At 38.9% G+C, this 22795-nt stretch carries 15 protein-coding genes and 3 pseudogenes; 10 read left to right on the top strand and 8 right to left on the bottom strand.

The features are described 5' to 3' along the window. Position 1: 1 nt before the first annotated feature. Complete coding sequence (locus C825_RS08480; protein WP_010802156.1) at positions 2–412, bottom strand: ParA family protein; 411 nt, start codon at positions 410–412, stop codon at positions 2–4. Between the two features lie 63 nt (positions 413–475). Next, a complete protein-coding gene (locus C825_RS08475; protein ID WP_004315593.1) occupies positions 476–670 on the bottom strand; it encodes a hypothetical protein in 195 nt (64 codons plus the stop codon). Between the two features lie 597 nt (positions 671–1267). On the opposite strand from C825_RS08475, the gene C825_RS08470 reads away from it, so the two are divergent. The 4 genes and pseudogenes from C825_RS08470 to mobC all read left to right on the top strand — a co-directional run bounded on the left by C825_RS08470 (position 1268) and on the right by mobC (position 5400). Then, the gene (locus C825_RS08470) at positions 1268–1480 is read left to right on the top strand and encodes a hypothetical protein (RefSeq protein WP_010802154.1); all 213 of its coding nucleotides are present in this window, start codon (positions 1268–1270) and stop codon (positions 1478–1480) included. An 88-nt stretch (positions 1481–1568) separates the two neighbouring features. Beyond that, a pseudogene (mobA, locus tag C825_RS08465) lies at positions 1569–2003 on the top strand (conjugal transfer protein MobA). 112 nt (positions 2004–2115) lie between these two features. Continuing rightward, on the top strand, positions 2116–3333 hold the full coding sequence (gene mobB / locus C825_RS08460; protein ID WP_007655424.1) for a conjugal transfer protein MobB: 1218 nt from the start codon (positions 2116–2118) through the stop codon (positions 3331–3333). Between the two features lie 54 nt (positions 3334–3387). Beyond that, positions 3388–5400, top strand: a pseudogene (mobC, locus tag C825_RS08455) (conjugal transfer protein MobC). 253 nt (positions 5401–5653) lie between these two features. Here the strand turns inward: mobC and C825_RS08450 are convergent. Further along, positions 5654–9712, bottom strand: a complete 4059-nt coding sequence (locus tag C825_RS08450; protein ID WP_007655421.1) for an NACHT domain-containing protein — start codon at positions 9710–9712, stop codon at positions 5654–5656. A 71-nt stretch (positions 9713–9783) separates the two neighbouring features. Next, positions 9784–10908, bottom strand: coding sequence for a hypothetical protein (locus C825_RS08445; RefSeq protein ID WP_007655420.1), 1125 nt, complete (start codon positions 10906–10908; stop codon positions 9784–9786). A gap of 122 nt (positions 10909–11030) precedes the next feature. Between C825_RS08445 and C825_RS08440 the strand changes: the two are divergent. After that, a pseudogene (locus tag C825_RS08440) lies at positions 11031–11693 on the top strand (IS982 family transposase); the annotation flags it as partial. Positions 11694–11829: 136 nt separating this feature from the next. Here the strand turns inward: C825_RS08440 and C825_RS08435 are convergent. The 4 genes from C825_RS08435 to C825_RS08420 are packed head-to-tail and all read right to left on the bottom strand — an operon-like array spanning position 11830 to position 15991. After that, positions 11830–12285: a Mov34/MPN/PAD-1 family protein gene (locus C825_RS08435; RefSeq protein ID WP_007655417.1), complete on the bottom strand. Its 456-nt coding sequence runs from the start codon at positions 12283–12285 to the stop codon at positions 11830–11832. Then, positions 12282–14018 carry a ThiF family adenylyltransferase gene (locus C825_RS08430; RefSeq protein ID WP_232434136.1) on the bottom strand — a complete coding sequence of 579 codons (1737 nt, stop codon included), beginning with the start codon at positions 14016–14018 and terminating at the stop codon, positions 12282–12284. The genes C825_RS08435 and C825_RS08430 overlap by 4 nt, the downstream gene beginning before the upstream one ends. A 1-nt stretch (position 14019) precedes the next feature. Continuing rightward, positions 14020–14988, bottom strand: coding sequence for a CBASS cGAMP synthase (locus C825_RS08425; RefSeq protein WP_007655415.1), 969 nt, complete (start codon positions 14986–14988; stop codon positions 14020–14022). Beyond that, positions 14978–15991 (bottom strand): CBASS cGAMP-activated phospholipase, encoded by a 1014-nt coding sequence (locus tag C825_RS08420; protein ID WP_007655414.1) that lies wholly within the window; start codon positions 15989–15991, stop codon positions 14978–14980. Before C825_RS08420 ends, C825_RS08425 begins: the two co-directional genes overlap by 11 nt. A 432-nt stretch (positions 15992–16423) precedes the next feature. Here C825_RS08420 and C825_RS08415 point away from each other — a divergent pair, with 432 nt between their 5' ends. From C825_RS08415 to C825_RS08395, 5 genes are all read left to right on the top strand, one after another. After that, positions 16424–17713, top strand: a complete 1290-nt coding sequence (locus tag C825_RS08415; protein ID WP_007655413.1) for a DUF3945 domain-containing protein — start codon at positions 16424–16426, stop codon at positions 17711–17713. Positions 17714–17815: 102 nt separating this feature from the next. Then, complete coding sequence (locus C825_RS08410) at positions 17816–18262, top strand: DUF1896 domain-containing protein (RefSeq protein WP_007655412.1); 447 nt, start codon at positions 17816–17818, stop codon at positions 18260–18262. Then, on the top strand, positions 18252–18431 hold the full coding sequence (locus C825_RS08405) for a hypothetical protein (protein WP_025726218.1): 180 nt from the start codon (positions 18252–18254) through the stop codon (positions 18429–18431). Before C825_RS08410 ends, C825_RS08405 begins: the two co-directional genes overlap by 11 nt. 153 nt (positions 18432–18584) lie before the next feature. Beyond that, positions 18585–21584: a helicase-like domain-containing protein gene (locus C825_RS08400; protein WP_044214867.1), complete on the top strand. Its 3000-nt coding sequence runs from the start codon at positions 18585–18587 to the stop codon at positions 21582–21584. Positions 21585–21841: 257 nt separating this feature from the next. Continuing rightward, the gene (locus C825_RS08395) at positions 21842–22648 is read left to right on the top strand and encodes a S1 family peptidase (RefSeq protein WP_007655410.1); all 807 of its coding nucleotides are present in this window, start codon (positions 21842–21844) and stop codon (positions 22646–22648) included. Positions 22649–22795: the final 147 nt, after the last annotated feature.

The raw sequence follows: 22795 nt of genomic DNA, 5'->3' as shown, positions 1-22795 counted from the left end.
ACTATTCGTTTTTAAGTATTCCCATGATTTCATCCATGAACATATCAAAGCCGCACTCTCTGGTGAATGCCGCATCGGGAGCGAACAGCGTACTCCGGTAAACGGGGCCGCCCGTAGAAGACAAGTCTTTAGTGAAGTTACTGCGCACGGGAATACGTGTTTGGAGGCAGTCCAGCCCTAACAGGGAGAACCCCTGCTGGTAGATGTCATACAATGTAGTGCGTTCTCTTCGATCCACCATGTTCCAGAACAGACACAGCCTTTTCAGAGAAGACAAGCCGGTCTTTATCAGGCGGTCATTAATGGTAGTAGCAAAGTTCAGCGTGCTTTCCAGCACGAGACGGTCTGCCTTTATCGGTACGAACAGATAATCGAGCGCACTGATTGCGGCGATAACCCCGTCGCTACCCATAGTTCCGGGCAGATCGAACAGCACCACGTCATAATGCGTATCCGTTTTGTCTTCAAATGCCCTTCAGTCCGCCATGCAGTCTGCCGGGTTACTGCCGATAACCGGATAAGCCCTCTTGTCCAGCCGTTCCGACTGTTCAACAAGCAGACTCTGATAAACGGGAACAGTCTTTACCACTTCCATATCCCGTTTTTTCTGTTTGATGATTGAGTGCTGCGGATAGTCACAATCCACCACAGCTACATTCAGTCCTTTCACATAATGCAGTCACGATGCCGCATAAATGGTGAATGTTGATTTACCCACGCCCCCTTTCTGGGTAGCGAACGAAACGAATAATGTTTTCTTTCTCTTTTCCATTGTTACCTAATTTAAGTGAATAATTTGATTTATTGATAGTTTAGCGGATAGACGCCTATCCACTTATCCGTTCATTCATTTCATTATCAGTTTAGCTTTATAGCTATATAGCTACTTAGCTATGAAGCTATTTGTCTATTTAGCTACATACTTACATAGCTATCCAATTATATAGCTATTTATCTATTCAGCTATGTAGCCACATAGCTATCCGGTTGTTTATCTAAGTATTTAGCTAATAGTCTATTTGCCTGTCCTTTTATCCGAATATCCACTTGCTTGTCTATACATCTTTATATATCTATAGACATATAAGCGGATAGATAACCTTATGAACGCTTATCTGAAAACTTATTTAATCAAATGGCTATCCAGACAAAAAGCTATTCGGATAGAAAACCGTCCGCATAGTTATCTTGATAACCATCTTTTTATCTATCCAGATAAGTGGCTAAATAACTATCCGGCTACAAATAAACCTCAAAAAGAGCAGTCATGAAGTACCCCCGGTTCCAAAGTCATTCATTGGCGGGTGTTGGCGTGATACGCCATGATGCACGGACAGAAAAAACTATCTACCTTTGTCGCCGGGAGAGCGCAGCCCGTTCTCGAAAAGAGAACGTAAAACAAACCCTTCAGACCTTTAATCCGGCCCAGCCGGATTTTAATATGCGTCAGCATATAGCGAGGTGTACTTTCAGCGGTTGAAAATATTTCCAACCGCTGAAAGTCTCGCCCGAAAGGTTTTTCGGGGGCAAAGGTTCTCCCAAGTCGAACCTTTTAAAATTTTCATGTTATGAAAGATGAAACAAGAATCCGTAACGCCGCAGGGCGTAAGGTGCTGGCCGACCCGCGCACACACCGCTATTACCTCTGTCTCAATGACGAGGAAGACGAAAAGTTTATCTCCATGTTCGAGCAGTCTGGCATAAAGAACAAGGCCGAATTTATCTTCGCCCGTATCTTCGGTTGAGAGTTCAAGGTCGTAAAGATTGATAAGGAAGCGCAGGAATATTATGCACAGCTAACCGCTTTCTATCAGCAGTTCCGCCGTATCGGAAACAACTACAACCAGTGTGTGAAGACTATTCACACCATTTACGGGGAGAAGAAATCACTTGCATTCCTTTATAAACTGGCGGAGGAAACACGTAAGTTGGAGGAACTGTGCAAACAGATAATCGAACTGACAAAGCGGTACGAAAAGGAGTATCTCACTAAAAAGGAATAACGTCATGGTGCCGAATATCACATCGGGCAGTTCATTCTATGGAGTGATTGCCTACAATAAGATAAAGGTGGACGACGGTACGGCAAAGGTATTGTGACATCCAAAAATTGCCGTGGATACATCCGGCAATGTGCCGATTGAAAACTGCGTACAGGCTTTTGAACCTTACATCGCACTGAACTCGCACGTCAAGAAACCGGTTATCCACATCTCATTGAATCCTTCCCCGAAAGACATTCTTTCGGAAGAGCAGATGACCGTACTGGCACAGGTGTTCATGGAAAAGTTCGGGTACGGGAACCAGCCTTATATTGTCTGGTTGCACGAAGACATAGACCGAAAGCACATGCACATCGTTTCGGTACGGGTGGATGAAAAAGGCGGGAAAATAGACCATAACCGGGAAGGTATCCGGGCACAGAATATCTGCCGTGAAATGGAAGTGAAATACAATCTTCATCCCACACTCGCAGGGCAGGAAAAGCAGGAACCAGCAAGCCCGCAAAAAGTGGACTATCCGAAAGGTGACGTGAAAGCGCAGGTGAAGCATACGGCTCGCACCTTGTTGGAATGTTACAATTTTCATTCCCTTGCCGAATACAACACCCTGCTGGAACTGTACAACGTGACGGTTTATGAAGTCCGGGGAAGCGTGAACGGGAAAGAATACCACGGCATCATGTACGGAGCGCTGGACGACAGCGGTCAGCAGGCAGGTACACCTTTCAAGTCCAGTAAATTCGGTAAGGCATTCGGTTATGAAGCACTGCAAAAGAAATTTGCCGCATCCGTTGAAAAGGTAAAGAGAGATAATCTCTCCGAAAGGACACGCAAGGAAGTCGTCAAAACTATGCAGGGCATAAGCACGAAGGAGGACTTTGCACGCAGGCTGAAAGAGGCGGATATAGAAGTTATTTACCGTATCAATCCCGATGGACGTTTTTACGGCATTACCTTTATAGACCATGCGGGCCGGGCGGTATTTAACGGTTCACGTCTGGACAAGCCCTTTACGGCCAATGTGTTCAACGAACTGTTCAACAACCCGGATGCAGACCGGAAAAGGTTGATACCGGTGCCGGAGCAGGAAGCGTCCCAGCAGGAAAGGGACACGCAAGCGGAAGAAAAGCAGGAAGGGGCAGAATACCGGCAGCTGGAAAATCAAAGTCATCATCAAAGTGAATCTTCCGGCAGCTTGATTGATACATCCGCACTCGGTGCCGTTGACATTTTCTCCGTACTTATGGAAGATGACCATACGCACGAGTACATTGATCTGGCCTTCCGCTATGGGCGCAAGAAAAAGAAGAAGCGCAGGCGCAAGCTATAATATATAATAAGGTATAAAACAAGAAGTTTAAGTTTAATTTTAATAGTTACAATTATGCAGAATGAAGATGATTTAAGAGGTCTTGCCAAAGTCACGGACTTTATGCGGGCCATCAGTTTTTTATTTTTGGCGATACACATTTATTGGTTTTGTTACAGCTGGCTTTACGAGATGGGCTGAACACTCGATATAGTAAATAAGATACTATCCAATTTCCAACGTACCACCGGACTGTTTTCATCCTTGCTTTACACAAAGCTGTTTTGTGTCCTTTTCCTCGGTCTGTCCTGCATGGGCAACAAAGGAGTGAAGAAACATGAAATCACATGAAGGCGGATTATCATTGCGGCCATATCAGGCACCCTGTTGTTTTTCTTCAACTGGTGGCTGCTGTCCGTCAATGCTTCATCCGGTGTCTGTGCCGTGCTTTATACCACGACACTGACCGGAGGTTTCTTCTGTCTGCTGGCGTCCGGTTTATGGATAAGCCGTTTGCTCAAAAACAATCTGCTTGAAGACGTTTTCAATACGGAGAACGAGTCTTTTTTGCAAGAGACCAAATTAATGGAAAATGAATATTCCGTTAACCTGCGCACGAAATTCTGGTTTAAGGGAAAAATGCATAATGGATTCATTAACTTAGTAAATATTTTTCGTGCGACAATGATACTTGGAACTCCCGGCAGCGGGAAATCCTATGCGATTGTCAATCAATTCATTAAACAGACTATCGAGAAAGCCTATGCACTTTACATATATGACTTCAAGTTTGATGATTTATCCATTATCGCCTATAACCATCTGATTAAGTATCGGCACCGTTACAAGGTTCCGCCTAAATTTTATGTAATAAACTTTGATAATCCGAGAAAAAGCCACCGTTGTAACCCGTTGGCACCGGAACTGATGACGGATATTTCCGATGCTTACGAATCGAGTTACACAATCATGCTTAATCTCAATAAAAGCTGGGTGCAGAAGCAGGGAGACTTCTTTGTGGAATCTCCAATCGTCCTGTTCACTGCCATTATATGGTTTTTGAAATTGTATGAAAACGGCAAGTATTGCACGTTCCCACATGCCATTGAATTGCTTAATAAAAGGTATGAAGACGTATTCACCATTCTGACAAGCTATCCTGATTTGGAGAATTATTTGAGTCCGTTCGTTGACGCATGGAAAGGGGGAGCTGCCGAACAGTTGATGGGCCAGATAGCATCCGCTAAAATCCCGTTGTCCAGACTGATAAGTCCCCAACTCTACTGGGTCATGTCCGGCAGTGACTTTACGCTGGATATTAACAATCCGAAGGAACCGAAAGTGTTATGTGTGGGCAACAATCCCGATAGAATTTCCATCTATGGGGCAGCGTTGGGACTCTATAATTCGAGAATCGTTAAACTGATAAATAAGAAGAAACAGCTTAAAAGCTGTGTGATTATCGACGAGTTACCCACAATTTTCTTTAAAGGTTTGGATAATCTGATTGCCACGGCACGAAGTAATAAAGTGGCGGTTGTGTTGGGCTTTCAGGACTTCAGCCAGTTAAAGCGCGATTACGGAGACAAGGAGGCCGCCGTAATCATGTCAACTGTTGGTAATGTTTTCAGCGGTCAAGTGGTAGGTGAAACCGCCAAAACACTGTCGGAAAGGTTCGGGAAAATTCTTCAAAAGCGGGAATCCATGAGCATCAACCGTAACGATACGTCCACTTCCATCAGCACCCAACTGGACAGCCTGATACCTGCCAGCAAAATCAGTACACTTTCGCAAGGAATGTTTGTCGGTGCAGTAGCAGATAATTTCGGCGAGACAATAGAGCAAAAAATTTTCCATGCGCAGATAGTAGTGGATAATGAAGTGGTACAGAAAGAGACGGCGGCTTATCAGCCTATTCCCGAAATCAGCAGCTTTCTGGACGAGAACGGCAATGATACGATGGAAGAGCAGATACGGGCAAATTACCGGCAAATCAAGCAGGATATTGTCGAATTGGTGGAGAATGAACTAATTCGTATAGAGAATGACCCGGAACTCAAACATCTGTTGGGTAATAGTGAAAATTAAGCTAACTATTACATAGGGTTCACTAAATAATTGTTACTTATTGATATTCAGAGATATAAAGCTTAAGATGTGGTGATTTTAACACTGAATATCTAATTTCTCATGTTAACAAACAATCACTACAAGCAAAAAATTGAATATTGGTATAATTTATCGCACTGATTTTCCACACAAATACCGTTATTCATATTATTTCCTTAAAAATAGCCATGCTTTTGAACAATTTTAAGTGAAACGGATTATTCAGTGAACCCTACATAAATAACATTTTTCTAATCACTTCCAGTGAATGAGAGTAATAATACTTTTTATCATATTCCATTTTTATACTTTCAAGATAGCTGTTTAGAAATTCTACATTTTCAAATTTACCCTTGTTTTTGATTATAAAGCCTTCAATAGCTTCAATTACTATTGGAAAATTTTCTTTTTTTGCGAGTGCCAGATATTTCAAGCCATCTATAGCAAATCTTTCCATCCTATGCATAAAAGGGCTTTGGCTAATGGATTTATCGTAACCGTATTCTAATATTTGTATTAAGAATGGTAGTACAGATATGTCTTCGAAGTTAAACCATATACCACTGATGTCATCAAAAGGACTTTCTTTATGGAGCTTAATCCAGTCTAAACTGTTTTGAAGCCCAAAGATATCTTTACACTTAATTAGCAATTTATTTATTGATTTTTGCTGCTCCTTATTAGCATGTATGTATAGTGATGGAAGATTACTTCTTAAAAAGGAGAATTCTTCCTTCTGATACAGTTCTTCCGCTACTTCCAGTTTTAAGCTGATATTAAGATTGGCCCATAATTTTTTAATGTCGTATAAAGGTAGTTCTGCTTGGAAATACAATCTTACGATCCGGGATTGAAGGAAACTGTTGCCTGGTTTATCGGTAAGCCGGGTGAGGATATGGGAATAGGCTGCTGCAAGTTTGTGTTCAAATATAAATTTCAAATGTTCTTCATATATAAAATCAACAGGTATTTTATTGTCAAGAACGTTTTCGATTACACGCTGTTCAAAACGTTCATTATTGCATAATGTATATAAGTACTCAAGTGTTGGGAGTTCGCCGATTTGTGTACCTGAGCATAGAGTCATATCAAGTATTATATTTTCGTCACAGTCAAACTCAAATCTTTTTTTGAAATAGAATAACAAAACAGAGTACGTATTAATTGAAAATTGATTCCCTTCCCCTTTTTTTACGACTTGAGTAAAATCGACTTTGTTAATATACTCCATGAACCAAGACTGAATATGGCTGAGTTGTTCGTGAGTTATCTTTATTTTTTTTTCGGAGTCATTTTTTAGGATTTCATAAATTTCGGATATGAGATTCCAATCATGGATATAAGATCTGACCAACTGAGGAGTAAGTTTAATCTTATCATCATGATAAAGAATATTTTCGATTAAACTCATGACAGAACGATTGGCAACATCTTCGCCTTTACCTTTCATTATCCTTTTTCTTCTGATACCATTATATTTATTTTGTGTGAGTGGTGAGTATCTTGATACAAATTCTTCACATTCTTTTTTAAATCTTTCGACATCAAACAAAATGTCGAATCCAGCCTGTATCTTTTCCTGATTATGTTTATTCCAATCAAGATTACGCGGGAAAATTATTTTAAGTCCTGTTTGTTTTCTAATTTCTTTGCGTAAATTAAGCCTTTGCTTGTTATTATATATATTCCTACACAAACCTTTTAAATCATCATCAGTTAGTTTTTTTGCGATATAAGCTTCTATAATTATTTGATAGTTGTCCGGTGATAGTATTCGGGAAAGAATATAAATCCATATATAGTTGTGGTCATCGGCATAATTATTCAATAGGATATCTATTAGTTCTTCGGTAGTCGATGTGGCTTGAAAAAACGATAATATTTTGTCGAGAATTTTGTGTTCGCTTATATAAATTGAAGATATCAACCTAAACATATATTGATATATGTCTTTATGTGTTGGGTATGCTACTATTGCATTGTCAATTATACTGCTGAACCACTCTTTGATATGGTATTCATGTAACAATTCTCTATTCCCTATTAACCATTCAATGACTTTGCAAATAGCTTCTCCTGATCTACATTGTAATAAGGCTGTTGTTATGTTTTGACTTTCGCCAAGCAAGTTGATTCTTGAACGGTCCGAATTGAGCTTCTTATTTTTTAAAATGAGTATTCCTTCTAGAAAGTAATCAATATGTCTTTCTGCTTGTTTTTTTTGTAGTAGAAATCTGTATAGTGAGGTGCGGATATACTCGTTACCACGGTGTTTTAAGATATCGAAAAGATGGTCAATGTCTCGTTGAAGAATGTGTAAGTTTGTTTCTGTAATAATATCAATTACATTACTTATAAAATTGGGTGATACATCTTGATCTTCTACAATAGAAATTAGTTGCTCCAAAACTTTACGAGCGTTTACATAGTTGGAGAAATCCATTCTTTGCATGACGTAAACTGCATTCATACGGACTATAAGTTCATTTGCCGAGTTTAAAACTTCATCAACGATAAAATCAATGCAAGCAGGTATACTACCAAATGATGCATAGTCTTCATAGTTTATCCGCGTATTGTCAAGCCATATCAACTTGCCTTTGTAATAATTGAAAATATCTCTGAATATCTGTTCTCGCAAATCTTCGGACAATCGTTCAGGCTCTATTCCAAGTAGGGCTACGGGATCTGTGTTTACAAGCCAATCAATAAGATCACTGAAAAGTGAATCTGTAGATTTTAGCAAAGATAAAAGAAGTGTGAGGGTGTTTTGCCAAGTAGGCATTACATGTCCAGAACCACTGCCAGTCATCATTTTTTTTATCTCATCGATGCTTAAGTCAGCAAAATATTGAGCTGCAAGGTATTCCTGAAAATAGGAGTGCTCAAACTGCCAGTAACCTCTTTGGTTAGATTTTATAAATAACGTAGCGCGCTTTATCAGGTTTACGTTATTTTGATTGCGGGCAAGAAATAAAAGTTCTTTGCCGGTAATGCTACGAAGCCCGGCAACAACCATGCAGGTTGCTATTTCCTTTAGTGTTTTGAAGATATGATCTTTATTGTCTGCAATATCTTTGACTGCATCTTTATAATGTGCAATATCATTGTTAAGCCTTTTTTCTATTAGTTGGCCTATTATTAAGCTCTTGTTTTTATCAAGCTTGCCTTCCTCCGCATATATTTCGGCAAGTGCAATAAGAAAAAAAGGATTTTCCAATAGGGGCAATAGCCTATTTTGGGTAACTTCCTTATAAAAGCAATCATAATCAAAAGTAAAGTTTTCTGTTATGTATTTTTTGTAGTCTTCCTGTGTAAGTGATTCGAGTAGGTATGGAGAGAAGTCTCGTAAGGTACTTCCCTCTTCTTCTCCGGATGTCTTGTTGTAGAAGTTGGTTCGTGATGATACAATTATTTTTATGGATGGGTTTTGTTCAGCAAAAGACTGAATGTCACGTACTGCCTGCATTGTACTTCCTGGTTCAATTTCATCGAATCCATCCATCAATATTACAAGCTGCTGAGGTGGAATTTCATTCCACCGAGGATTGATATATTTTTCAATATTCGTTTCTCTTGATGTATAGTTGTTAAGTGAAAGAAAGATCGGAAATTTCTTTCTTTTGGATATTTCCCATGCTACTTGCTGAAGTTCAGTTGTTTTTCCTAATCCAGCACCTCCAAGCAATACCATTCGAAGACTATCTGTTTGTTCAATTACCTCTACTATTGTATTCCCAATTGTAGTTTGTTCCATTTCGTTCGGGGTCTCGGTATATAACTTTACGCATCGCAGTATATAATAGTGGGGTTGTTTCTTGTTTTTTATAAAGTAATTGAACGGAAGGTATTTACTTTTTTCTTTTGGGATTATTCTTTTTTTTATTTCTTGCAATTCTTTAATTGCTATAGTAGTATTTTCATGGGTACTATTCAGAGTAATATGATCCAGTTGAGTTACTCTAAGCACCTCTTCCTGTTGTATACTATTCAGTAAAGTAAGTAAATCAGCGTCTGATGCAAGCTCTGTTTTAAAATACTCAAGTAATTGCTGATCTTCTCTGTTTAAGTCTTGTGGGATTAACTTTAAATCATTCGCTACTTTCCCAAAATCAGAAGATAATAAATAGCTTCTACTCCGGATTACATCTTTATTTACGCTCCATTTATTTAGAGCAGCTTCGTATGCCTTTCTTATTTTTTTCTGGATGTTCGGTGCAAAGAAATTGGAAATTTTATTTGCAGCTACCGAAAGAAGTATTGGAAGCACCAATGTTTCGAAGATTCCCATAGGTTATTTTTTGTTTATATCTAGTGTAATAAAATGAAATCAGTTTATACCTCTATGTCAGTTTTAAACGTCTAATTAGCAAAAACTTGATTGTACTCATTTTGAATTTCATCTACCGTAGTCTTTTCCAGCGAACTATTTATCAACTCAGAAACCTCTTTTAATTTATTATTTGTAGAATCTTTTTTTTCGCCAATGATGCCATTTAAAAACGATTTTAATTCAGAAGTAGTTTGATTAGTTTTTTGTCTAATATAATTCATCTTAATTAATATATTTGATGCAATATAAGAGAGATTTTCCAGCTCAGCATAATAGCCAATCTCTTCATAATATTTTTTCACGTTCTTGTTGAATGTTTCAAGAATATTAATAATATTAAGAAAATCCGTTTCCATATTGGCTTCGGCAGTTGATTTAATTTGTTTTCTGTATGTTTGTAATACTGAAACTAAGAATTTATTACTTTGAATATTATTTTTTTCTAAAGTATTTCTATTAATCACTCTAACACATTCTTCTTCAAACTTTATGAGCTCATTTCTTATGATAAGTTTATCCTCACTTATATCTCTAGTATGATAGTCAACTATATCATATATCTTTTTAAATGCCTCGGGTAAATAATCTAAAATATTATACAGATTACTGAACTTCCTTATCCATTCCTCATCATGGCTTAGAAAGATTTTAAATCCTTTGTATATAGATAATCTGTCAACACTCATTGTCCTATCATAATGTTTTAATAAAGCACGCTTTAGTAAATTCATTCTAAATGGATTTTCTTCTTCTTTCTGAATAAATTCCTTGATGCTTGAAACACGCGATTCAATGTCTTTTTCTATGTGCTCAATGTCTAATTTTAGTAGATTTAATTTATAAAAACAGTCAATTTTTTCGTCGATATTGTTTTTATTAAGTGTTTTTTGGAATTGTTCGCGTTGAAGTTTATTAGCTCGTATTTGCATATAAAAGGCAAGAAATGTCATAATAACACCACCAATAGCTATGAAAGGATTCATAATACCCCCAATCGTATCCCCAATTTGTCCTGTATCTGAAAAATCCCAGCGCGAGGAACTATTTGTAAATAGTATTGGAGCGATACTACTAAATAATAAAAGAATACCTGCTATAATTATACATAATACAGATAATTTGGTCCAATCACTATCACTTGATTTCGTCTTCATTTTTATTCCTAATTAACGTGAGTTCGATATAGAATTAAAATTATTCTCTTGATTATTAATAATATAGCGATAAAAATATTAAATTTATAGTGTTCAATTATAACATTAAAACGATTACCACTATGTTCTCAAAGGCTAAAGTTACTGAGATTTATTGTATGGCAGATGATTTTTGCAAGGAATTTGCGGTGCAGCAGAAAAAATATATGGTTGAAGACAAGACTTATAAGCATCGGAATAAACCGAACTGTATGAATGATGCTGAAATAATGGTTATCCTTATCCTGTTTCATTCGGGAGGATTCAGATGCTTCAAGCATTATTACAAGGAATATGAGAGCAAACATTTGACACATCTTTTCCCCCACCGTGTATCGTACAACCGTTTAGTGGAATTGGAAAAAAAATCCTGTTGCCACTGACCATCTTCATCAAGCAAGTGTTATTGGGTACATGTACTAGTATTAGCTTCGCAGAGTCAACCCCGCTTCGTGTATGCCGTAACCAACGGATACTAATACACAAGACTTTTGAAGGATTGGCTACGCATGGAAAGTGCTCTATGGGGTGGCTTTTCGGATTCAAACTCCATCTGATAATCAATGACAAGGGAGAAATTCTGAATTTTATGTTCACTCCTGCAAATATGGATGACAGAGAACCATTGAAACAATGGAATTTCCTGAAGAATATCAAAGGGAAGCTTTGTGCCGACAAAGGATATATCGGTCACGCACTGTTTGAAAACCTGTTTTTGAATGGTATTCAATTGTTTACCGCTGTTTTAAGTTATATCGAACTCACGTTAAATAAAAGCATGGTCTATCTATTTGATTGTCTCATGCTCTTTTTCTTTAAATCATATTATTTACTGGTCGTTTTTTTGTTATAAGTTTTCAAATACTAACTATATGACAATTCTTATATAATTGTTGGTTCAATCTTGTGCATATTAACTCCATCATAAAATCCCCAATAGATTGACTTAAGACCTACAATAGCAAGGAAAACACCATCAATTACAATTCTTGATTTAAAAAACACATCACAAATTGATGTTATATCTACGTTTGATGGAATAGGTTTATTTTCTGGATGAGTGTGCCATTCTCCAAAATATACTCTTTTGTGATTGGAAGATTCATACTCACGTTTAATTATTTCATTCGCTTTTTTAGCATCACGTATACAGCCATATTTAGAAGAACGATCTATTAACATACAAGGTTCCGATACACGGTTGATGCGATAATGCTGTTCTCCTATTTCTGACCCCAACAATATACCACCATTCTCATTACCTGATATCTGACGCATTGACTGCAATGTTTCCACGACCTCAGTTGTAACTTCAATTGTATAATCTACTAGATTCATAGGGGCAACTCTTCTACATGGCCTATTATAGTAGATGAAGTTTCGATTGTCAGTTTGAAACCTTTTTCTTGTGCTAATTTTATGTTTCCTACCCATCTATAACATTTTGATTGTTCTGGTTGTTGTATAAGTTTATTGATATATGGGTAAAATGCAGACAACATTAAGGTTACATCATTACCCGAATAAAGAGCATATTCTCCATTGCAACCGGCATCCTTTTTGGTAAAACGGTCAGCATTTATTTCATATTCTATAGGTGCAAGCAAATTATATTTGTAGAGCATACTGCCCTTGTCTTTATAAAGTACAAAGTTCTTTGGCATTTGCATAGGATTGATATATACCAGATGTCCTGCGATACCAAAAGGTTCGAGCCAAAGAATAAATGTTGGTTGCTTCATATTATCACTGTGTAAGGCATCGACAACAAACTTTTCTGTCATTGCATCACCTGTACAAAGAAAAAGTGCGGAACATGTATTTAACTTTTCATAATAATTCTCGAAAACATTTTGAAAATCATCAATATATGTTTCTACTTCCTTTTCTGGACGAATAGAGCGTAAATAGTCAGCTACTGCTTCTACTTTGCTCTGGTTAATATATTGAAATCCAAGCAAGTGACGCCCTATATTCTCGGTTCTAAATCTGTCGTTATCTATCAATGTAAAACTTGCGTTGTTCCAACCATTAAGAAAATATACCAAATTAGATCCTATGCTACCAAGTCCAGCTATAACAAATTTTTGCTCAGTCATTTCTATTCCTGCCGTACGCATGGCTATACGGTGTGAAGAATATAAATCACCATATAACCGTTGTTGTAATTGATTCTTTCTTTCAAAGCGTAGGAGTATATCATATACAGTAAGTACATTTTTACGAAATCCCTTCTTGAAACAGTTTACTTTCCCTATCCAGATTCCTCCGATAGAAGCTTCTGATAATTGAAAGACTATGATTCCACCTGTATTGGCATTAATATATTGCTTAATGGCTTTGCGATCCTCTGTAGATGAAATAATATCCAAAAGTCTTTGAAATGTAAGAGAATATGGAGCCTTAATCGGTATATTGACATTTTTAACAAACAATACGTCTATTGTCTCTACATTGTTATTATTCTTTAAATAGCGTTCGATGTTTATCTCTTCATTATTCTGAGGAAGTAATAACCCCTTAATTCTAGTTTTACCTTTCTTACCTCCTAAAACAGCCTGTCTATAAAGTAAAGCTTTAAGCACACAAGTCTCGGTAGGAAAACCACCATAAATTAACCAGTGCTTTGACACCTTTGGTTCTCCATCATACGCCCGTAGCCAATAACTATTTATCTCGATACTGAAATCTTCAATATTCTTACTATCTACACCCTCCTTTATTAATATTTTCGAGCGTTTTAAACAATAACGTATAAGTTCGTAAGGATTGTCTATAGAATAGCTAGCTCCATCATCTATCAGACATAGTTTACCACTGAGGCTATCTATATGCGGCAAATATCCAAATTGTTTGCTTGGAAAATATACGTCAGGCAAAGTATAAGGAAATGATTTACAAAATCCAAAGTATAATTCTATTGTTTCGGATTTACCGTTTATCTCAACTTCGGTTACAATCTCCCACTGCTCAGCATAGTAATCTATACGAATAGCAGGAATATCATCAACACGCTTTACATCCTCTATTTTATAAAGCTTGTCGAAGCATGAAATCAATATATCAGTCAAATTATGCAAAGCGACTATTAGTGTTTATTGTTCCTGAAAATGACTTTGTCTGTGCGTCTTCATCCTCATCTTTTGCCGTGCTACAAGAAAATCTATCACCAAAATGCTTCTGCCACTTCATGCAAGCTTCATGTGGATTTTTGCTTTCAATAGCACGTTCAGCATCTCCACGAAATGATTTAAGTTCTTGCATAAAGTTATTCTTACGCGTTTCTGAATATTCTTCAAATAAATCTTCATTTTTGGGAAATGTAGGACGAAGACACTCAAATTTAGAAGAAAGACTATTATGTATGGCTACAAGAATATTCTTCATGGCAATATCATCGCGTTCATTACTCTTGAAATTTTTAACAGCGAGCATTGTTAGACTACATCCTGTAGGCATCTTTATCTCTTTTTTAAATCTAATATACTCGCACCAAGCTTTCAAATAGCGTACAATACGACGTAATTGTGGATGTTCATCCCGACCATTAAACCAATTAAGTAATTCACGGGGGTCAGTATCCAACCATGACTTCGTCTTATGTGCTAATAGTGGATGCTTATCACCTTCCACCATAAAATAGATAGGAAGGTCAATGTGATGCCCGTCTCCGTAATTTACTGTAATACATGGTTTATTATCATCTGGTTTAATAGATGTATGGCCATCTACCGCTTCATATATACGATCATGATACCATTGTACACTATGACGTTCATCTTCTGATTTTCCAATAAAATAAACACCATCATCAAGGTCATAAACCCCCAAATTGTTTTCATCTTTTAGTGGATTAAGAATAGTATGCATAGCATAAGACCCTTGCCAATGAAATTTTGGTTGAATTTCATCTGGATATTCTCTACTAAAATAATTTTTTATTCTCTCGCGTAATGCGTCACGGTTCTTTTTCAACGTAGCTCTTTTGTTTGAATTGATCGTTTTGTTGAATGCAATAAATTGTTCATGATTATTTGCCATATTCGTTTGGATTTATAGTTTTACTTTCCTCAAAAAATTTACGTACTTCTGCTTTTTCTTTATAGTTAACTGCTGTATGCAGCGCGATTGCTTTTAGTAATTTCATTGATTTTCTACTGGCATTATCAAGTTGAACTAACTTTTCTTGTTCTCCAGAAAGTGGTGAGTTGACGACTCTTACTATATCCAAAGTACAATTAAGCATACCACTTTTCTTCAGTTGTTGCAGAAAAAAATCAACGCATTTACTTTGACCATTTGAATAGGAATCAAATAATGTATCCTTCCATCTCAAAAATGAACGATGTTTGAATTTAGGACTTTCACCATTATTTTTTTCACAACTGCTTATTGAAAGAATTTCCACGCCATCAAATATTCCTGTATGCGCCCATTTACAGAAATATTCGGTTAGACCTACCAGTATAGGATTATTTGCAAATAGTCCTCCATCTACATAGCACATATTATTAATCTCTTTTACAGGAAAATATGTTGGTGCAGCAGATGTAGCTAAAGCAACATCAACATAACTTTTTTGGTCATCTTGATCAAGCGTGTCGTAGTCTTTCTTAAATATTCTAGGATTTCCCGTCGTGATATTGTAAGCAGGGATACATAAAAGATTATGGCTCTCACCCAAAGTTCTAGCCCCAAATACTTCTTCCAATGCTTTACGTAGTGGACCACTCGCATATTTATTGAAAAATAAAGCTTGCCATATAGATAATAGACATTTACCTATACCACCCCATTTTATCCATTGAGTAAAAATCTGACTACCTTTTTGTTCGTAAAATCCGACTACCTTTGACATTGGTATCTTAAGAGAGGCACCTAATGCAATGATACCGCCAGTAGAAGTACCGCATATAAGATCAAAATGATCAGATAAATTTGTTCTGAACACATCTTCAAATTTTGCTAATAGTTGAGCCGAATAGAGCCCCTTAATACCTCCACCGTCAATACAAAGTATTTTAAATTTTTTGAGTTCTGCCATGTATAATCTTTAATAATGGTTTAACATATTATATTATACATTTGCAATTTTAATGCCAAGTCATTAAGATGTCTGAAAATCATTAGAATAGTGAAGCAGATATGTATAATAGAACTATTTCTGTCAGACTATACTGTCAATTTGTCGCATTCTTTTTAAACAATTTACAAGCAGTCAAGAACTGCTGTGAATAAGACTCTTTTATTATAGTGGAGAATTACAAATATATTAATCTCCATAATGTATAAAAAGGGGGTTGTATGGTACCATAGTCGTCCTTTTTATGTACGCCATTTTACGCCATTTCAAGCCATTCATTCTCCCTATTTATAAAATCATTATATCCTATTAATTAATAATCTACATTCGCACCGATGGGCTAAAGTTTACCCGGTATTGATTAATTATTGTATCACTTAAATTATTGATTTTATGGCTAAGAAAAAGCAAGAACAACAAGAACAGAGCCAGGACGAGCATGTAATGGCCATCCTTGACAAGCGAACCAACAAGACCGCAGTCGTTTCCAAAATGAACGAGCAGGACGGCAGTCTTGAAATCGTGCCACCTGACAAGAAGAACAGTAACAGTTTCCTCAAACTTGACCGGACATCACCGCTGGAACTATTCTTCACAAATTTCAAGAACCAGTATGAAAATCCCACAAGCTTCAGTTTTTTCCTTGTACCTCTCGTCTTTTTGGAAAAGACACTGAATGCCGTAGTCCAGATCCGAAAAGGGGAAGACCCCGGAGCGGAAGGTAAAAAACTAGTGGAGAACAGCGAACTCAACGATGAAGGTCGCATCGCCAAACTTGCCCGTCGGTATAAGTTCGATGAACACCAGCTTCCGTGGAAAGAACTCGCCGCACTGGGAGTTGACAAGCAACTGCTGTTTGACAACCATTGCATGGGTGAGATGCTGAAAGGAAGGATTACCTCGATGGCTTTCCCCATCAGCAAGGAAGTGAACGGTGAAAAGAAGGATATGGGGGAAGCCTGTTTCCTTTGTGTCAAAGGAGAGGACGGCAAGGTACAACTGAAAACTCTAAGCAGACTCGACAAACCGCAGTATGACCTGCCTGCCTATAAAGGAGTATTCACCGACGAGGAAAAGCAGTCGCTTAAAGACACCGGAACTTTGGGGGCAGTCAAGGAGATGAAGGATACCCATACGGGAACGGTCTGCAACTGTTATGTATCTTTCCATGAACCGAGCAACCGTATCATTACCATGCCGGTGGATGCCATCAAGATACCCGATTATATCTACGGAAAAAGGCTGGATGACAAACAGAAGCAAATCCTCGCGTCAGGCGGACAGCTTCCTATCAACGACATACAGCGCAAAAATGATACACTGCTTTCCGGTGTCGCTTTCGTCGATCCGAGAATAATGGACATCGCATTCAAGCAATCTGGCGAACAACTCAAAGTCAACGACACTATCATGGGTGCCAAAATCACACCTGAACAGAAGAAGATGCTCCAGAACCATGAAATGGTATTCGTTGAGAATATGCGCTATAAAGGCAGGGTATTTTCCGATGATGTACGTTTCAGCAACAAGAGCAACCAACTGCTGATAGGACGCAACGCCCGTGAATACAAACCTACTGTTGAAGGAAAGAAGAACGACAAGAAAAAGGAAGTAAAACAGCAGGCACCCCGTCATGTGGCATCTGTAAAGGCCCCGTCAAAAAAGAGCCTTTCAGTCATGTAACAGACAGATTATTCATATTTTTGGCAGATATATACCCGGTTTTCTTTCATGGCAACCGGGTATATGTTTGAATATCCAGTTAACATTTTAAAGTAATAGCAAATGACTATACAAGATAAAAATACCGCAACCGGAGAATTGTCCTATTTTGAGACAACTCTCCTTCTTTATTTAAAGGAAAGCCATCCCCACATGTCCGGGGATAGGGAATTTATCAGGTCAAGGGCCGACGAAGCGGCAGATGCCTATGAATGTTCCATACGCAACGGACTGTCTGTCACACAAGCGTTGGAACAGTCGGACGCAGTTCTTTACCGCAACCTGCGCTTTTCCGGATTTGATACTGTTTTTGAAGTCGTATCGGAATGGTTTCCGGAAGTCCCCCCTGAAAAACGGGCCGATTTCTGTTTGAAAATGCTATCGCCCGCAGAAGTCGTATTTAATAAATATCCCATAGACGACCGGTTTGAGGATTCCCCGTCTTACCGTACCCTTACCATTGAACTGACAGGTTTCATCCAATATTATATAGAGCAATATGGCATATAACAAACGACAACATTTAGCGGACAATATAGCCGCACTTGAATTTATGTTCATGCGCCCGGAGTTTTGTCTCACGGAAGAAGGGCGCAGGGTATTGAACGGCTACTCCGGTTTTGGAGGATTGAAATGTATCCTCAATCCGGCGGAAAAGGACACGGACATAGAAAAATGAACGACGGACAGGGAACTGTTTCCCCAAGTCCGACTGCTGCATGAACTGTTGCGTGAGTATTCCAAAGACGAGACAGAATACAAGGCATACGTCCAAAGCCTGAAAAAATCCGCACTTACAGCCTTTTACACACCGGAGCCGCTGGTAGCGGCCATGCAGGAATCATTGCAGGTACCGGAAAGCCATCCGGGACGTTTTCTTGACCCTTCCGCCGGAACGGGCATGTTTATCAGCCGGTTGAAAGATGTTCCCGAAATTCATTGTTTCGAGAAAGACAAGCTCACGGGAAAAATTCTCTCATCCCTTTATCCGGAAAGCAAAGTGACCATAGACGGCTTCCAGTCCATACAACCCTATTATAACAGTTACTTCGATATGGTTTCTTCCAATATCCCGTTTGGAAATACCAGAGTTTATGACCGGGACTTTGACCGGAGCGAGGACTCTGTGCGTAAATCCTCACTTGCAGCCGTACACAACTATTTCTTTCTTAAAGGTATGGATACGTTGCACGAAGGCGGGATACTGGCCTATATCACGACTTCGGGTGTCATGGACTCACCACAGAACCGTCCCGTCAGGGAATGGCTGATGAACCATGCCAAGCTTGTTTCTGCCATCCGTCTGCCGGATAACCTGTTTGTTGATGCGGGTACGGAAGTGAGCAGTGACCTGATCGTCTTGCAGAAGAATACCCGGAAAGCGGAACTGACCGAAAAAGAACGGAACTTTATCGAGACTCGTCTTATATCCGGCAGCATCAATATCAACAACAGTTATGCCGGCTTAGACCATATTGTCCATACAGCCGTATCTATGGGTAAAAACATGTACGGACAACCGGCCATGAACTTTATCCATGAAGGCGGAATTGAGGCCATTGCCGGACATCTCAAACAGTTGCTGGCGCAAGATGTGGAAGATCATCTTGACCGGGAACTCTATGACAACAATCTATCCCGACCAACCGTTTCTACCGGCATTGAACCGGAATTTGAGACACCATTGGAAATAGTAATTGAGAACCATCGGCAAGAGGTGCAGGAGGAAAGTCCCGCACAACCCTATGAACCCATGCTCAACCTGTTTGCCGCCTATGCGGATGAAGGGGAAGCGGAGGTGCAAGTAGTGGAAAGCAGACCTTCCCCAAGCCGGGCACCTTCGGCATCCCGCAAAAAGAAAGGGGATGAACCGGAAATGTTCAATCTGTTCTCGCAAGAGAATATGTATGATGAAGCCGCCGTGCCGGAAAGCATGACCGAAGAACGGGCGGAAGCGGAAGCAAGATGGCTGGAACGCAGACAAAAATTTGAAGAAGAGCGGAAGAAAGAAATGGAGCCACGCCCGTTTACCGGGGAGATACGTCCCGAATACAAGAATGGTTCCATCGTAAAGTCGGGTGAACAATACGGGTACTTACGGGGGGTGGGTACTCCCGATGTGCAATTCCATCCCCTCAAACTGACAGTCACCCAGCAATACCGGGCCGCCTACTATATCCCGCTTCGTGAAGCCTACCACAATCTCTACAATACGGAAGCCGAAACGGAAACGGAGCAACCGGAACTCCGGGAGGAACTGGGCAGGCAATACGACCGTTTTTACCGCATGTTCAGAGAACTGAACGGAAAGGATAACGCCAAATTCCTGCTGATGGATGCCGGAGGAAGGGAAATGCTTTCATTGGAACGCTCCGTTAACGGGAAGATACAGAAAGCGGATATATTCTCCGTCCCCGTATCATTCAACGCCAATGAAATGACCCATGCGGATACTCCGCAGGAAGCACTTGCGGCATCCCTGAACAAGTTCGGGGAAGTCAATCTGGAATATATGGAGAACCTCAGCGAGATTGGAAGGCAGGAACTGCTCAGACAACTGGACAAACGTATCTTCTACAACCCCATGATGAAGAACTATGAAATCAAAGACCGTTTCATTGCAGGCAATGTGGTAGCCAAAGTTGAATGGATAGAAAACTACCTGAAAGACTATCCCGAAGATGAAGCGAGCAAGAAATCATTGGAAGTCCTGCGGGCAGCCGTACCGGAACCGATCAGCTTCGAACTCCTTGACTTTAATCTCGGAGAGCGGTGGATACCCATGTCCGTATATGAAGAGTTTGCCGGATACCTTTTTGAGACAAAGGCCCATATACATTATACGGAATCCATCGACGAGTTCAGCGTGAACTTCGAGAGCAGCAACGCAAACATCACTGATAAATATTATGTAAAGGGGGAGAAACGGGGCTATTACGGATACGACCTGCTGAAACATGCGCTGCACAACACGGTGCCCGACATAACCAAAACCGTGCAGGATGAAGAAGGCAATGATATAAAGGTACGGGATGCCGAAGCCATCCAGCTTGCCGACACCAAAATCAATGAAATACGGTCTGCCTTCACCGACTGGCTGAACGAACAGTTACCCGAATTAAAACAACGCCTTGCGGATTTGTATAACCGTAAATTCAACTGTTATGTGCGTCCCGATTATGACGGCTCCCTGCAAAGTTTCCCCTTCCTTGACCTGAAAGGACTGGATATACCGGATTTATACGACAGCCAGAAGAATGCCGTATGGATGCTGAAGATGAACGGTGGCGGAATAATCGACCACGAGGTGGGCACGGGCAAGACCCTTATCATGTGCATAGCCGCCTTTGAAATGAAACGTCTCGGAATGGCGAACAAGCCGATGATTATCGGACTCAAAAGCAATGTACATGACATAGCCGACACGTTCAAGAAGGCTTATCCGAATGCCAAAGTGCTGTATCCGGGCAAAGAGGACTTTACACCGGAGAAACGTGTCGGAATATTCCATGACATTAAAAACAATAACTGGGACTGCATCATCCTGACACACGACCAGTTCGGAAAAATACCGCAGTCTCCCGAAATACAGCAGGAAATATACACGCAGGAGATAAACAACATCGAAGAGAACCTTGCCGTATTCGAGCAACAGGGCAATGAAGTAACTGGCTGGATAAAGAACGGTCTGGAAAAAAGGAAGGAGAACCTTGAAGCCAAACTTGAAAAGCTGGAGCAGGATATAAAAGACCGGACGGATGACGTGACCGATTTCAGGCAAATGGGCATCGACCACCTCTTCGTTGATGAATCGCATTATCAGAACTTTTAGGAGTTTTCTAAAATAATATTCAATTTATTTGTAATCAGAAACTTTGTTCCACATTAAATTCTGATTATTGAATGTAGTCTGAATATTATTGTGGTAATCATATGAAGGAATAGAACTATCCCTAAAGACATTATATAATTATAACAGCATATTTTACATTTAAGTTGCGAACAATGTGATAATAATCATACGAGAATACTTTTTATTTGCGAAAAAAAATGTATTTTTGTATCATATTACAAATATGATATTTCAATATGGCTATAATACCTCAATTTTATAAAAATGCTGTGGTGTCAATTGGTATTAAAAAACCAAATGATCATATTGTATGGATGGGAACGGGCTTTTTTATGACAAGGCGTGCAGATGACCAAGGTAACGTGCGTCCATTTCTTGTTACAAACAAACACGTATTCCAAGGTAAAAGCAGCATCGTGATTAGGATGAAAGAAAAAGGAACTGAAAATTTGAAAGAAATTGATGCTCCGATTGTAAAGGATGATGGAACTCCCACATACGTTCTACATCCTCAAAACGATATTGATATAGCAGTATTACCTTTAAATGGTTCATTTATAACAACTAATAATTTAGAGTTCCCTTCTTTTGACATTGATGTTAATGCAATGACATCATCGGAGTTAAGGGACAATGGGGTTGAGGAAGGAACTCTTATTTATATGTTAGGATACACCATGGGATTGGTCAATCAATCTTCTTCACGTCCAATTTGCCGTTTAGGATGTATTGCTCGTATTAGTGAGGCACAAATTCAGGAGCAACATAATATTTTAGTTGATATTCAAAATTTTCCTGGCAATTCAGGCAGCCCAATAATAAATAGACCTGAATTATTATCTATACAAGGCACTAAAAATTTAGACCGCAGTGTACTTGTTGGCATAATTCATTCGTATATACCTTATCAAGAAACATTAATAAATAGCCAAACAGGAAAAACAGTTGAAATAAGGAGTGAGAATAGCGGTTTGGCATATGTTCATCCTGTAGAATACATTAGGGAAATAATAGATTCTATCTTTCCATTACAAAATCACTAATATTCAAAGATTGTATTTTTGCGGTATAGTGAAACACTATATGTCTAAATAGGTGAAAGAGTTATTAGCATCAAAAAATACCATAAAAAGTATCTTACACTAATAATCATCAAAAAGTAACTCATCAGAATATAGCAAAGAATCTCT

The organism is Parabacteroides sp. ASF519 (genome assembly GCF_000364265.2).
Classification (GTDB): Bacteria; Bacteroidota; Bacteroidia; order Bacteroidales; family Tannerellaceae; genus Parabacteroides; species Parabacteroides goldsteinii.
The sequence above is the reverse complement of the archived record's forward strand: the minus strand, read 5'-3'. Positions and strand labels throughout refer to the sequence as shown.